16 protein-coding genes, 1 pseudogene and 1 riboswitch are annotated in these 12,476 nt (G+C 47.7%); of the genes and pseudogenes, 6 read left to right on the forward strand and 11 right to left on the reverse strand.

All coding sequences use genetic code 11. The features are described from left to right. Positions 1-4 precede the first annotated feature (4 nt). From KNO71_RS06300 to KNO71_RS06325, 6 genes and pseudogenes are all read right to left on the reverse strand, one after another. Positions 5-448: a MarR family winged helix-turn-helix transcriptional regulator gene (locus tag KNO71_RS06300; protein ID WP_031421914.1), complete on the reverse strand. Its 444-nt coding sequence runs from the start codon at positions 446-448 to the stop codon at positions 5-7. A 131-nt stretch (positions 449-579) separates the two neighbouring features. Beyond that, positions 580-1,012: pseudogene (locus KNO71_RS06305) on the reverse strand (GNAT family N-acetyltransferase). A gap of 11 nt (positions 1,013-1,023) precedes the next feature. Further along, entirely contained in the window at positions 1,024-2,154 is a 1,131-nt protein-coding gene (locus KNO71_RS06310; protein ID WP_078147840.1) for a tetratricopeptide repeat protein, read from the reverse strand. Positions 2,155-2,203: 49 nt separating this feature from the next. Beyond that, a complete protein-coding gene (locus KNO71_RS06315) occupies positions 2,204-2,743 on the reverse strand; it encodes a ribonuclease FAU-1 family protein (RefSeq protein ID WP_214685214.1) in 540 nt (179 codons plus the stop codon). Positions 2,744-2,805: 62 nt separating this feature from the next. Next, positions 2,806-3,858 carry a DUF58 domain-containing protein gene (locus KNO71_RS06320; RefSeq protein WP_214687685.1) on the reverse strand — a complete coding sequence of 351 codons (1,053 nt, stop codon included), beginning with the start codon at positions 3,856-3,858 and terminating at the stop codon, positions 2,806-2,808. A 2-nt stretch (positions 3,859-3,860) separates the two neighbouring features. Beyond that, positions 3,861-4,781, reverse strand: a complete 921-nt coding sequence (locus tag KNO71_RS06325) for an AAA family ATPase (RefSeq protein WP_214687687.1) — start codon at positions 4,779-4,781, stop codon at positions 3,861-3,863. Positions 4,782-4,875: 94 nt separating this feature from the next. On the opposite strand from KNO71_RS06325, the gene KNO71_RS06330 reads away from it, so the two are divergent. The 4 genes from KNO71_RS06330 to KNO71_RS06345 all read left to right on the forward strand — a co-directional run bounded on the left by KNO71_RS06330 (position 4,876) and on the right by KNO71_RS06345 (position 7,402). After that, the gene (locus KNO71_RS06330) at positions 4,876-5,568 is read left to right on the forward strand and encodes a hypothetical protein (protein ID WP_214687689.1); all 693 of its coding nucleotides are present in this window, start codon (positions 4,876-4,878) and stop codon (positions 5,566-5,568) included. A gap of 73 nt (positions 5,569-5,641) precedes the next feature. Then, entirely contained in the window at positions 5,642-6,382 is a 741-nt protein-coding gene (locus tag KNO71_RS06335; RefSeq protein WP_078147845.1) for a hypothetical protein, read from the forward strand. Positions 6,383-6,427: 45 nt separating this feature from the next. Continuing rightward, positions 6,428-6,526, forward strand: a riboswitch (TPP riboswitch). A gap of 66 nt (positions 6,527-6,592) precedes the next feature. Then, positions 6,593-7,078, forward strand: a complete 486-nt coding sequence (thiW, locus tag KNO71_RS06340; RefSeq protein WP_078147846.1) for an energy coupling factor transporter S component ThiW — start codon at positions 6,593-6,595, stop codon at positions 7,076-7,078. Between the two features lie 60 nt (positions 7,079-7,138). Continuing rightward, positions 7,139-7,402, forward strand: a complete 264-nt coding sequence (locus tag KNO71_RS06345; protein WP_047794733.1) for a hypothetical protein — start codon at positions 7,139-7,141, stop codon at positions 7,400-7,402. Here the strand turns inward: KNO71_RS06345 and KNO71_RS06350 are convergent. Then, on the reverse strand, positions 7,397-7,873 hold the full coding sequence (locus tag KNO71_RS06350; RefSeq protein WP_214685208.1) for a GNAT family N-acetyltransferase: 477 nt from the start codon (positions 7,871-7,873) through the stop codon (positions 7,397-7,399). The genes KNO71_RS06345 and KNO71_RS06350 overlap by 6 nt on opposite strands. A gap of 211 nt (positions 7,874-8,084) precedes the next feature. Between KNO71_RS06350 and KNO71_RS06355 the strand changes: the two genes are divergently transcribed. Next, the gene (locus KNO71_RS06355; protein ID WP_074035381.1) at positions 8,085-8,483 is read left to right on the forward strand and encodes a VOC family protein; all 399 of its coding nucleotides are present in this window, start codon (positions 8,085-8,087) and stop codon (positions 8,481-8,483) included. 118 nt (positions 8,484-8,601) lie between these two features. Here the strand turns inward: KNO71_RS06355 and KNO71_RS06360 are convergent, their stop codons facing one another. Together KNO71_RS06360 and KNO71_RS06365 are read right to left on the reverse strand one after the other, a co-directional pair. Beyond that, on the reverse strand, positions 8,602-9,069 hold the full coding sequence (locus KNO71_RS06360) for a hypothetical protein (RefSeq protein ID WP_078147848.1): 468 nt from the start codon (positions 9,067-9,069) through the stop codon (positions 8,602-8,604). 3 nt (positions 9,070-9,072) lie between these two features. After that, the gene (locus tag KNO71_RS06365) at positions 9,073-9,264 is read right to left on the reverse strand and encodes a helix-turn-helix transcriptional regulator (RefSeq protein ID WP_031421892.1); all 192 of its coding nucleotides are present in this window, start codon (positions 9,262-9,264) and stop codon (positions 9,073-9,075) included. 177 nt (positions 9,265-9,441) lie between these two features. On the opposite strand from KNO71_RS06365, the gene KNO71_RS06370 reads away from it, so the two are divergent. After that, positions 9,442-11,256 carry an LTA synthase family protein gene (locus KNO71_RS06370; protein ID WP_214687690.1) on the forward strand — a complete coding sequence of 605 codons (1,815 nt, stop codon included), beginning with the start codon at positions 9,442-9,444 and terminating at the stop codon, positions 11,254-11,256. Between the two features lie 35 nt (positions 11,257-11,291). Here KNO71_RS06370 and KNO71_RS06375 read toward each other — a convergent pair whose 3' ends face one another. Next, complete coding sequence (locus KNO71_RS06375) at positions 11,292-12,176, reverse strand: VOC family protein (RefSeq protein ID WP_214687692.1); 885 nt, start codon at positions 12,174-12,176, stop codon at positions 11,292-11,294. Between the two features lie 14 nt (positions 12,177-12,190). Then, entirely contained in the window at positions 12,191-12,475 is a 285-nt protein-coding gene (locus tag KNO71_RS06380) for a putative quinol monooxygenase (RefSeq protein WP_214685203.1), read from the reverse strand. Position 12,476: the final 1 nt, after the last annotated feature.

Here is a 12,476-nt window from a genome sequence, read left to right on the forward strand (position 1 = left end):
GATTTCAAGATACATGATTAAAATTTTTTGCGGCTTCTGCCCGCTTTCCTATTTGTTTCAACTGTTCAATCGTTTCGTTTAATTGCATCCCTTCAAACACGGCGTTCATATGCTCCGTATGCTTAGGGAAAATATCTTGCATCAAGCGTTCTCCGTCATCCGTCAGCGCCGCGTATGTGATGCGACGATCGCTCGGACAAGCCTTACGAATGAGATACCCTTTTTCTTCTAACCGGTCCACGACGTACGTCATACTTCCGCTCGAGAGGAGAATTTTCTTCCCGATGACTTGAATCGGTTGATCTCCTTTATGATATAAAAACTCGAGTACGGCGAACTCGGTCGCGTTCAATCCGTAAGACGCCACTTCCTGCTTCACCAGGTCTTGTAACGACTGAGAGGCACGTAACAGCACAGTAATTGTTTTTAATGCATCAGATGGTTCCATCTGTCTCCCTCCTTTGTCCAAGAGAGCCATTAACTTAAATTCAAATATCTTTAATTCGAGATAAATATATCATGTGACAATTCTTCCGTCAATCGATTTGATTCAAAAAAATGAGACGGGTTGTTCCCATCTCATTCTCCTCGCCGAATCACAGCCATTTCGCGACCGAATCGATGGCCTTCATCAACAAACCCTAGGCTTTCATATAAGTGATGCGCTGCCTCGTTCTCGGGGTGATAGCCAACGACAATCGGTTTCCCCTCGCCGATTTCTTCAAGCATCAGCTCTGTCGCTTGTCGACCAATCCCTTTGCCTTGATGAGCATGGTCGATCATGATTCGGTAAATCCACCATGCATCCAACTCTTCAAGCTCTGTATTGTACATGAGGAAACCGACCATCGTCTCTTCCTCATAAATTGCGTGCGGGCGTAGCGTCGGTTCGTACATCGCTTGAAGTAACGAAATCGCATTCGGCTCCATATACGACTGTTGTTGCTCACTTAATTCCAATTTGACAGCATGTATACCAATTTTGTGCATCGATCGGGCGTAATGAAATCATGTCATTCTCCTTTAGTCATATGTCTCATTTAAGTTTCTTGCATAAAATGCGATAGCACGCCGGTACCGCGCGATGCTCTCGTCCGGTTTCGGACTTGCAAGCAGTTCAAGTAACGTTCCCGTCGCTTCTTCATGGCGACCGACGTTGTAATGGGTCATCGCTTGAAATACCTTGAGCGCCCCGTGATTCGGGAATTGCTCGATTGCCTCTTCAAATAACTGTTCCGCTTCCGTGTATCGTCCGAGTGCCCGATACGTACTGCCGAGTCCGAGATATGATTCCGCCAACTCTTCCCCCGTCAACCCGAGTCGGATGGCCCGTTCATAATGCGGGACCGCTTGACGTTCTTCCCCGAGCGAGTCATAGCACCACGCGCAGTACGCATGTAACCTCGGATTCTTTTCATCTTTCCGCAAGAGCGACAGGAACAGTTGCTTCGCCTGCTCGAGTTGTCCCTCCTCACGGAGACGGACGGCTCGATCAAAGTCATGGTCTTCTGGCACGTCGGTCACCTTCTTCGCAAAATCTTCGTCTAACCAAGCTTGCAATGTTTCGTAATACTTTCCGATATGTACTCCATCGACGAGTGCATGATGGGCTTGGACGGATAACGGCATGACCAGACGCTCGCCTTGGCGTTCGAACTTGCCCCAAGCGATGCGTGGCACGCTGTCATGTTGTTGCTGATGCGTCGGATGCATGATACTCGTGAATGTGACCCACGGGACGCTCGTGATATACAGTAAGTCGTCGGGCTCTTCGTCCCCGACCACGACTTCATCGCCAGCTTGCTCCATCCGCGTCGTCACTTCCTGTAAGAATGTCGGTAAATCTTCATAAAACGTAGCCGCACAAAAGTTGAAGACATCCTCGTCTAACATGACTGTGAACGAAGGGTGGACCACCTCGTGTTCGACGACCTCTTCACCACGGATCCGATAGCGCAATTCCGGAATCGCGTTCGCCGCTCTCACCGCACCGTATAAAAAGAGTTTGAAGAACGATTGATTGCTCTCCTTGGCATATGTATATAGGTTCGTGACATCTACGTTTGCCGTCACGTTGAAATGTGGCGCATCAAACGCTTTGAAAAACTCGAAGTGCTTACGTCGTGCCCACGTCTCGATTTCAATTTTTTTCATAAAAACTCCCCCTCCTACGCTCTTACTGTAGCAGAGAGAGTGAATTCGCTCATAGCTTTTGTTTTAACTGTTCGTAATGTCCTTTCGCCAAATCAAAGTAGATGAAGTCTCCACGTTCGATTCGTTCGAGCGTCGCTTCGAACTCACGCCATCCACGTTCGACCTGTTCAGGCGTCAATTCGCCGCTTTCAGCTGCCGCCTTGAACTCATCCTCATCCTTTTTGACGATATCCCCGTTCGGAAACACGAGAATATCGAGCAACAAGTCGTCCATGTACGGAATGCCATTTTCTTCGCCGATTCGGTCGACGAGGTCGATATACCATTGCACGATTTCACCGTCAGGGTTGAACATGACCGTCACACCGAACGGTTCATTGTCCGGGAAATATTGGAGCCAAGCAAACCCGGCATCCGCCACAATAAATTCTTCCCCTTTATGTTTTTTATATAGTGGCGCCCGAACCTCATCGATTTGGAATAAGGCAACCACCCCTGAAAATTGTTCCGTCTGAACACGAATTTGCGCGTAGCGGTTCTTTAAAATCCGTTCCCAGTCTCGTCGATTCGCATACTTTCGTTTTGCCATATAGATCTCCCCTTTGGTCATCTCTGTATGATACAGTTCGCCAGAAGAAGGAAAGTTCCTTGTTAGTCGTACAAATTATGCTGATTGAACCAGACGAGATGGCTTTGTTTCAAACGTTTCCGTTCAACCATTCGGACGAACGCGTCTGTCGAGATGAAGCGGTTCCCAGGATGAAGGTCGGCCAGCAACATGAGGATGATACGTGTCCCCCGTTCCCCTTCCTGAAGGGAGATATGCTCCATCTTTTCTTCACCATTGAAGCGGTTGATGAACAGTTCGACTTTACACTCCTCTTTTAAGAGTCGGGTCGTCACGTACGCGACTTGGCTAATGATCGACTCGAAGTCGTGATGCAACGTGTAGCCGGACGGCCCACTCAAATCGACTGCGAATGTGAACGTGTCGAGCGACGTCTTTTGAAAGACTTTCGATTGGACTCGTCCAAGTTTCGCCGTCGCGACCCAGTCGATCTCTTTGACCGGTTCCCCTTCGTAAGGCTTCGAACCTAGAACCTGAAGTGGATTCCGTAAAGGTGATGCGGTCAAAGGACGGTCACCGAGTGCCAATCGTTTCGTGCCGACCGGAGGATGTAACGTGAGGGACGGCAACACCGTCCATCGTTTCTCGATCGGGCACTCAAGAAGATACGTCCCGAGATGAAACGGGAGCGTCACAGCAAGTACGCACTCTTCGATATAAGCCGGTCCCCGGAATTCAGCCTGCACACGAAGCACGTGACGAGCCTGATCTGTCCGTAACGTCAAATCCAGACTGTTCGGGGACCGGTCGTGGTCTGGAAAGCTGAGCGCTGTATTGGTTTTCAAGCGAACGCGAACGGGAAGCCCGAGTCGTTCGATGACTTCACTTCCATCTAAAATCAGTTGTACCTCCGTCTCATCCCCGACAAAGAGAAGGGATTCGTGGCTATGTACGTGAAGCCGAAGAGCTTGTTCCAACTGTTTCCGTGTCCGTTCAAAGAACCAAACGATGCCCGTAAGTAAACAAAGCGCATATCCGACAATCTCCATGTACGGTACGAATACGAGAATCACCCCAGCGAATCCATAAACCGGAATCCATTGTTTCTGTAGGGCGTTATGTGTCGAGAACGTCATCATCAACCCTCGACTGGAACAGAGACGGTGTCTAAGATGTAACGGATAATGTCCTGTTTCGTCGATTTGATGCCTCCTTCAAGCGTCAACGTCAAACGATGGGACAATACATAAGGTGCCACGGCTTTCACATCTTCCGGAATGACGTACAATCGATCATTCAGATAGGCGTAACTTTGAGACGCTCGCATGAGCGCGATGGCTCCACGTGGACTGACACCGACCTCGACGGATGCATGTTCCCGGGTCGCGTGAACGAGCTCGAGTAAATAATCGAGGACATCATCTTGAATCGATACTTGCTTCACTTCCTCCTGAGCACGGCGTAACTCGTCTAACGTCGCAACCGCCTCTACGGTTTTCCGTGTTTGGCGCATGACTTGTAAGAGGAGTTCTCTCTCTTCCGCAACATCAGGGTAACCGACCGGAATCGAAATCAAGAAGCGATCGAGTTGGGCATCCGGTAAGGGGAACGTCCCCGCTGATTCAATCGGGTTTTGCGTCGCGATGACGAAAAATGGTTTCGGCATCGGATATGTCTCTCCCCCGATGGAAACTTGTCGTTCTTCCATCGCCTCAAGCAAGGCGGACTGCGTTCGTGGAACCGCTCGGTTGATTTCATCAATCAAGACGATGTTCGCAAAGATTGGTCCTTGGCGATGATCGAACGTCTGCGTCTGCATGTTGAAATAGTCTGCTCCGATCACATCAGACGGTAACAAGTCGGCCGTGAATTGAATCCGGGAAAACACCCCGTCGAAGCTAGCCGCAATTGTTTTGGCAAGTAACGTTTTTCCCGTGCCTGGCACATCTTCTAATAGAATATGTCCTTCCGCGAGTAACGCCGTACAACAGAGGCGTACGACATCCTCTTTTCCTAAATACACTTCGTTCAACTGTTTGATGACCTGCTCCATGCCCATATGACGACCTCCATTTTTTGTCTTAATCAAACTTTACCTTTTTATGGTAAGATAAACAACAAATAGTCTGAACATTCAAAAAGGAGGTAACTTCTTGCGCTGGACGAACAAGTTTTTTCTCATGATTGCCGCCACACTTCTCGTCACCTTTACAATGATGGTGGTTGCGACCGGGATATTCGAATGGCTCTATAACCCGGAAACGATACCGATCGAGGAAAATAATAGTCCTCCTACGAATTTCAAATCAGATGAAGACAGTAAGCTTTTAATAGATGAATCTAAAGCAGATTATCCGTATGAATTAGATCCTCGAAAAGGAAAAATAAAACTTCTTGAGAGATTTACGGGCTCTGGAGAGTCCACACGACGAAATCTCGGTTTATTGGTCGCTTTGATTGCATTCTGTTTGCTCGGTTTTTATGTCTATCGAAAGCGAAAGCAACGTTTGGCGCGCGCACGAGATCATGTTGATTCAAGCATAGACCCGCTTGTAGAATCGCTACAAAACAAGAACGCTTCGTCCGTTTCGACGCTCACAGCGTTCACGAACGTCCCGATTCGCGATGCGCTGATCACATTTAACCAATCTCTCGTACCAGCCAAGCGATTGCGTGCTCATGAGACATTGCAAGAGTGGTTCCAACGCATCGATTTACCGATGAACCCGTCCGTTTATCATGCGGTTCGCTACGGCACCTCTTCAGGTGTGACGATTTCTGAAGAAGATACACTTCACTTCAAGAGAACACTCGATACCTACGCGACACGTCCTCACCCCGAGTGAGAATGTGCACAGGTTCTGCTTTTTCATCATGAATGATAAAATGGTGGAAAATGTCAGTTAAGGGGATGGAAACATGAGACGATGGGCGATATTCGGATTAAGTGCACTTTTACTCGCGGGTTGTACAGATACGGTGGCAGACAATCCAACCCCAATCGAATCACCCGATGAACCCATCACCGAATGGACGCGTGAGGACTTTAAAGACGTCTATGACCAATACGAACAAACGAAACCGCTCCTTACTGCCCTTGAACAACAAGGAATCAAACCGTTTCGGGAGACGTTCGAACGGGTCATCATCGCAGGCAACGGCCTCGAGCATACGTATGCGGATATTTACCCATTCAAGCTCGATGACGGGACGTATGCTACCATTTTCGACAGTCAAGACGGAACGGTGATCAATGGTTCTGAGTCGGTCGCTCCGCTATTCTGGCAAGAGGAATCTTTCCTTCAATACGTTGAAGAGATTGAAAATCGGAAATTCGGTACAAGTGCCCCACCTACCGATGTCGTCCTCACGCAGGATGAATTCCAAACGGTCTATGACCGCCATGCCTACACGTCAGCTCTCCTCGTCGAACTCGATGAAGCGGGCGTCGAACTGGCACGGGAGCCAATCGATGATGTGATCATCGCCGGGAACGGCGTGACCGAAGTCACTGCCGACTTGTTCGTATTCGATGTCGAGAGCGGGTATGCCATCGTATATGATCAGGACGGAGAAATTTTAAAAGGCCCCGAATCCATCTCACCGCTCTTTTGGAACGAGAAGGACTATGAGGACCTGTTAGCCAAGAATGAGGGATAATTTCGCCCCTTTTCCGATTTTAGCTATGCTATACTCAAATCAATAAACGACCACTAGGGGAGCCTTCGGGCTGAGACGGCATTTGCCGGACCCTTTGAACCTGATCTGGCTCATACCAGCGTAGGGAAGTGGCTTGGGATACGTCTCTGTATGTCCACGCCATTTTTCTGTCTGGAAACGTGGCGTTTTTATTTTGAAAGGAGACTATTCATGCGTATTCAACAACTCACTTGGATGGCAATGCTCGTTGCCATCGCCGTCGTCGGTTCGATGTTCATCTCGATTCCTACAGGTGTCGCCCGCGCTTATCCGATTCAACATATGGTGAACGTGATTGCCGCAGTCACCGTCGGTCCAATCGGAGCCGTTCTCGTCGCTTTCGTCACCGGACTCATTCGCGTCATGACCGGTACAGGATCACTGCTCGCATTCCCTGGTGGCATGATTGGCGCGTTTCTTGCCGGCATGTTCTTCGTTCGCACGAACCGCGTCTATGCGGCCGCTCTCGGAGAAATCATCGGGACTGGGGTTATCGCTTCGTTGATTGCCGTCCCGTACGCAAAACTGTTGATGGGTTCGACGTTCGGAGCATTTTTCTTTGTCCCGGCGTTCCTGGCCTCTAGTTTGACGGGCGCGCTTCTCGGTTGGCTCGTCTTGTCGCGTGTCAAACAGTTGCGACCAAGCGTACTCAAATAAAAGCTCCCTTTTTGGATGAAAATGGTAAACTATAGACAACATCTATAGAGGAGGGGTTTTATGTCTCGTTTCAATCAACTTGTAGCGGGTGGTATTTTGTTGTTTTTGTCCGGACTCTTATATACGCTCGAACGCATCGCACTCTACATACGTTGGTACGCCGAAATCTCAACCGGGAGCTGGTTGGAAAAACCGACGTTTGTCGATCCATTTCTCCAAAACTGGTTCGTTACCTTGTTTCTCTTTGCCGCTATCCCCTTCTTCTTGGCAGCTATGAATGTCACGCAAAAAACAAGTCCATCCGAGAATCCGACCGACTCATGACGGTCGGTTTTTTGTATGATAGACCCAAATCGCTTCACCGTTCCATTCATCAATTAAGCCGCTGTCGACAAAGCCGTTCTTCGCATAAAATCGTTTCGCGGCTTCATTCTCTTGATGGAGACTGAGGATGATATCATCCACGTCGTATTGTGTCTGGATGAATTCCACTGCCATGCGTAGGCACTTCGTTCCAACGCCTTTCCCCTGTTCGTTTTGATCAATCATGAAACGGTCGAGCCACACGTAACGTTCTGACTGGTTCTCCGCTCCGACCATCATAAAGCCAACCGCTCGCTCGCCTTCATAAAATGCAAAGCTCTGCCAATTGTATTTCGTATCCTCAATCATCTCTCGAAGGGATTCGGCATTCGTCTCGATGAATCGAGATTGTTTCTCGTCCACTGTCAGGGCGATGACCGCCTCTCGATTGACTGCATCAACCGGTTGAATCGTGATTTCATTTACTTTCATATGTTCACCTCATTCTTTTTTTAGTCCTTTTCTCTCTTTCATACGCTTTCTCCCGTAAAAAGTTTCTTCTCCCGTATCTTCGAAAGCATGCATTCGTTACACTAGACGTACGAGACCCGGATGGACATACGATCAGCCTCATCTCAGAAGAATTGACTTCCCCGTTCCACCGTGATCGAGTGAAAGATTTGCAAACGAAAGGAAACAACCAATGAAACAAATCCATCATATCTGTATCCAAACCCCGGATTATGCCGCATCGAAGTCATTTTACGAAGCGCTCGGTTTTGAACTCGTCCAGGAGTCGCCAAACTTTCATACGCGTGACTTCAACAGTTGGCTCAAACTCGGTGATTTTTATATTGAGCTCCAGACTGCTAAAACAGATGAAACGTTACAAGACTACTCGAAACATGTGGCCGGTCCCGTCCATTTCGCCCTCTATGTAGATGACCTCAAAGCGGAAGTCGCACGACTCGAACAACTCGGCGTCACGTTTTTACCGAAGCACGGTGGCAACATCTACTTCGTCGTCGATGGACATTTAAGTAAATTAAAAGCACCGGAAGGAACCATCATTGAACTGCGTGATACGTTCGAGATTACATAATCAGAGCTTCACAGTTATCTAACAAAACCAGGTCCATGTTTGCATGGGACCTGGTTTTGTTATGCACTCTTAAAGACATAGATGTCCTATTTGAAGTAAAACGAATATATCAACTCGGTCATGAAAGCTCACGATTTTTTCTAAATGACCGTTGAAGTGAAATGAATTGTGCGACCAGAAGTAACCCATTTGAAAGAAGTGTCATTGCTAACAAGTCCACCCAAGAGTAAATCACTACACCTGTCACCTTTAATGCTATTGCCACTCCAGCAAACAAAACAGCAAACTTCGATGTGGAACCAATCAGTTTCCTTAGTTCGATTTTATATTCAGATTTCTCAACAACGTTTGTATACTCCATACCTGAGAGAATATAGCGAATCCATACATAGAGACTTAGAATTGCTATAACACTCAATAAAATATATGAAGACTCAGTGTTGAATATACCTGAAAATCTATTCAATAGAACGACTACTCCCAAAAATCCAATGAACAAAACGAAAGCCTCGGCTATAAAGTACAACATCCGCCTTTCTTTATATTCGTCATTTGGTAAAAACATTGTGACCCATGATTCTTTCATCTTTTACTCCTCCCAGAATAAATCATTTAACGTGACGCCCAGAACCCTCGCAATGGCAATACAGAGTTTCAAAGAGGGATTATATTTATTCGATTCGATCAAACCGATTGTCTGTCTAGTCACACCGATCGCCTCTGCCAAATCGGTTTGAGTAAGATTCTTTTCTACTCGATGTTCTTTTACTCTATTTCCCATGTCTGTCTCCTAATTTAGTTGCGCAATACCTAAAATGTAATATATATATTCCATTAACGCAATATATATATTACATATTTTTGATTACGAATGAATCTCCATCACACTTTCTACGTTTTCTCTGTTCATAAGAAAGGAAAGGATACAGTAACTACATTTTGAGTTAGGAGATCACTAATGAAATATCTCGATTATTGGAGCTACTTGTCACTCTCTCTGGCAAAGCTCTTCTTTTTTAGCTGGTTGACCGCGACGGCGTTCGACTTCTCATTCTTCCTCATCAATTTGGCGACGATTTTGCTCCTGACGAGTTGGGCACTCGCCGTGTCTTATCCGATCCGCCGATGGATTTTATACGTTTCTCTGTTCCTGCACAGTACCCTGCTCGTCTCGGACGTATGGTACTATCGCTATTTTGAAGACTTATTATCCGTCGCCTTACTATCTGATATCGGGCAGATGGGAGATGTCGGGGGTGGCTTCTTGACGCTCATCCGCCCAATCGATGCGTTCTTCTTCATCGACCTCATCATCTACGGTTTGATTTTGCGTTATATGAAACGTCATCCTGTCCGTGGAGGAAAGCGGAACGGAAGACGATTGGCGCTCGCTGGCTTCACACTCGGATCTCTTCTCTTCACAATCCCGCTCACCCTCAGTTATCAGCGTGGAGAAAAGTGGATCGCAGACGACCCCATCTCGAATATGCGTGAATACTATCATCTTGGATTTTGGGGCTATCATGCGATGGATGTCGCCCGAGGCGTCGAACGTGCTATGGGATGGAACGAAGCCCTGACAGACGAAGAGCGTTCTCAAATTCAAGCACTCTCTTATCAAGAATTAAGTGCCCCAAGTCCAGATACGAACGTTATCGTTTTACAACTCGAATCATTCCAAACATCCGTCATCGATCAACAGATTGATGGACAGGAACTGACCCCGAATTTGAACCGACTGCGACGTGACATGCTTTACTTCCCGAACGTGTATCATCAAACGCATGAAGGGCGAACGTCTGATGCAGAGTTCATCGTCAACACGTCACTTTATCCTGTCAAATCTGGTTCCGTCTACACGCGTTTCCCGGGAAATCAATTCAGCGCGCTCTCTCAATCCTTGAATGAGGCGGGCTACGATACGGCAGCCATGCATTCGTTCCGAAAAGACTTTTGGAATCGCGATGACTTTTATGACAATATCGGGTTCAATCATTTCTTTAGCGACAAAGACTACCCCGATCAAGGAATCATCGGGATGGCACTCAACGATCAGGAATTCTTAAATACGTCGGTCGGATTTATGGAAGAGTTGGATGAACCATTTTACGCATTTTTAGTCGCTTTAACGAGTCATACACCGTACGATATCCCGGAAGATGAGAAGCGGTTGGACCTATCTGATATCGACGATCCCCTTCTCGAAAACTATTACCATACCGTTCATTTCGTCGATGCCGCTGTCGGTCAGTTCATCGAACGATTGAAACAAAATGGTTTCTGGGATGAGACGCTTCTCGTCATGTATGGTGACCACGATAGCGGTCTGACGGCACCAGGAGAAGAGATGGCTACCCTCGAAGAAGTGAACTCGACGGTTGACGCGTTTCAACTTGACCGTGCTGTCCCTCTCTTCATCAAACCACCTGGACCGACGACAGGAGAAGTCATGGAGGCGAGTGGTGGACAAATCGATATCGCCCCGACGATTCTCGATTTACTTGGAATCTCTCCAGCATATATGCTTGGCGACTCCTTATTGAATGATACGTCAAATCTAACCGTCTTTCGGACGGGCGCTTTCCGATACGAAGATCATTACTATGAACCAGACTTGACCGAACGTGCTGGTAACGGCACATGCTATTCCATTGAGACGGAAGAACAAGTCGCATTCGATCGATGCGCCCCTTACATCGACCGCGCGGCCAGTCAGCTCCGGCTCTCGGATACCATCATCGAGAAAGATGCCCTCTCGCAAATGAGTCCATGAAAAAACTCCCGAGCTATTTGTTTCGGGAGTTTTGTTCAGTAAGCTTTACGCAATGTCGCGATATCAAGCTTTTTCAGGGGCAGACATGCCTGTACGACCTGTTCAATCTGCTCTTGCGAACCTACCGTCATCATCTCTTCCATTTCCCACGGGATGATTTGCCAGGAGACGCCATAGCGATCTTTCAGCCAACCACACTCCTCTGCTTCCGGTACAGCCGATAGCCGCTCCCAGTAGGAATCGACTTCTTCTTGCGACTCACAAAAAGCGATGAGCGACTGGGTCTCGTTAAACGAAAATGTATGATTTTCATTACTGTCCATCACGACAAATTCTCGACCGGATAAGACGAAACGAGCATAGTTGATTTTCCCGTCAAGCTCGTCCCCGTCTTCTTCCGTGTATCGTACCGTATGTCCGTCCAATACATATGAATCTTTGAAAATAGAGATCCAATCGTTCATCGCCGCCTCGGCACGACCGAACGCTTCTTTGACAAACAATAGACATGGCGTCACGAGCTGAATGTCCATCCCGCCATCATGCATGATTTGCCAAGAAACCCCGTAGCGGTCCTGCAACCACCCATAACGCTGACTGAAGTCGTACGTGTCTAATGGAATCAAGATATCCGCTCCGTCAGATAATCGTTCCCATAGCGCATTGATCTCTTCCGTCGTCGGAAGCGACACCATGTAGGAAATGGACGGATTCCGTTCTTGCGCCGTCCCTCCCCCAAGCAACTGAAAGAATTGTCCAGCGAGCGACAATGTCACAATCGTCGTCTCGCCTGCTGGTGAACTTGAAAATCTCGTCGTATAGTCGACAAACGAATCTGGAAAGATGGATACATACCACTCGGCAATCTCTTCAACATCCTGTTCAAACCAAATACATGGAATCACGGGTTGCGTAATCATGAGAATGTCTCCTTTCAGACTTCATGCAAACGATAGACCTCACGGACGGCGAGAAGCTCTCCGGCTTCATCACGATACGCCTGATAGTGCGACGAATGGATATGGTGATCGAGCGCTTCTTCGTCTTGATACTTTTCATAGAAGACAAACGTACCCGGTGCATCGATCGCCTCGTGAAGAACGTACGCGAGACACCCTTCCTCCGCACGCGACGGCGGAATCACACGGTGCAGCGCGTCACGTAACGCCTCTTCTTTTCCGGGATGGGCTTTCAAGATTGCAGTAATGACGATTTCCATA

This window comes from Exiguobacterium sp. s163, assembly GCF_018617135.1.
Lineage (GTDB): Bacteria > Bacillota > Bacilli > Exiguobacteriales > Exiguobacteriaceae > Exiguobacterium > Exiguobacterium profundum.

Excerpts from the sequence above, each read along its gene's own strand:
- KNO71_RS06360 (WP_078147848.1), bottom strand. The coding sequence starts at position 9,069 with ATGAAAGAATCATGGGTCACAATGTTTTTACCAAATGACGAATATAAA.
- KNO71_RS06300 (WP_031421914.1), bottom strand. The coding sequence starts at position 448 with ATGGAACCATCTGATGCATTAAAAACAATTACTGTGCTGTTACGTGCC.
- KNO71_RS06310 (WP_078147840.1), bottom strand. The coding sequence starts at position 2,154 with ATGAAAAAAATTGAAATCGAGACGTGGGCACGACGTAAGCACTTCGAG.
- KNO71_RS06350 (WP_214685208.1), bottom strand. The coding sequence starts at position 7,873 with ATGAAAGTAAATGAAATCACGATTCAACCGGTTGATGCAGTCAATCGA.
- KNO71_RS06325 (WP_214687687.1), bottom strand. The coding sequence starts at position 4,781 with ATGGGCATGGAGCAGGTCATCAAACAGTTGAACGAAGTGTATTTAGGA.
- KNO71_RS06365 (WP_031421892.1), bottom strand. The coding sequence starts at position 9,264 with ATGGGAAATAGAGTAAAAGAACATCGAGTAGAAAAGAATCTTACTCAA.
- KNO71_RS06375 (WP_214687692.1), bottom strand. The coding sequence starts at position 12,176 with ATGATTACGCAACCCGTGATTCCATGTATTTGGTTTGAACAGGATGTT.
- KNO71_RS06345 (WP_047794733.1), top strand. The coding sequence starts at position 7,139 with ATGTCTCGTTTCAATCAACTTGTAGCGGGTGGTATTTTGTTGTTTTTG.
- thiW (WP_078147846.1), top strand. The coding sequence starts at position 6,593 with ATGCGTATTCAACAACTCACTTGGATGGCAATGCTCGTTGCCATCGCC.
- KNO71_RS06370 (WP_214687690.1), top strand. The coding sequence starts at position 9,442 with ATGAAATATCTCGATTATTGGAGCTACTTGTCACTCTCTCTGGCAAAG.
- KNO71_RS06355 (WP_074035381.1), top strand. The coding sequence starts at position 8,085 with ATGAAACAAATCCATCATATCTGTATCCAAACCCCGGATTATGCCGCA.
- KNO71_RS06380 (WP_214685203.1), bottom strand. The coding sequence starts at position 12,475 with ATGGAAATCGTCATTACTGCAATCTTGAAAGCCCATCCCGGAAAAGAA.
- KNO71_RS06315 (WP_214685214.1), bottom strand. The coding sequence starts at position 2,743 with ATGGCAAAACGAAAGTATGCGAATCGACGAGACTGGGAACGGATTTTA.
- KNO71_RS06335 (WP_078147845.1), top strand. The coding sequence starts at position 5,642 with ATGAGACGATGGGCGATATTCGGATTAAGTGCACTTTTACTCGCGGGT.
- KNO71_RS06320 (WP_214687685.1), bottom strand. The coding sequence starts at position 3,858 with ATGACGTTCTCGACACATAACGCCCTACAGAAACAATGGATTCCGGTT.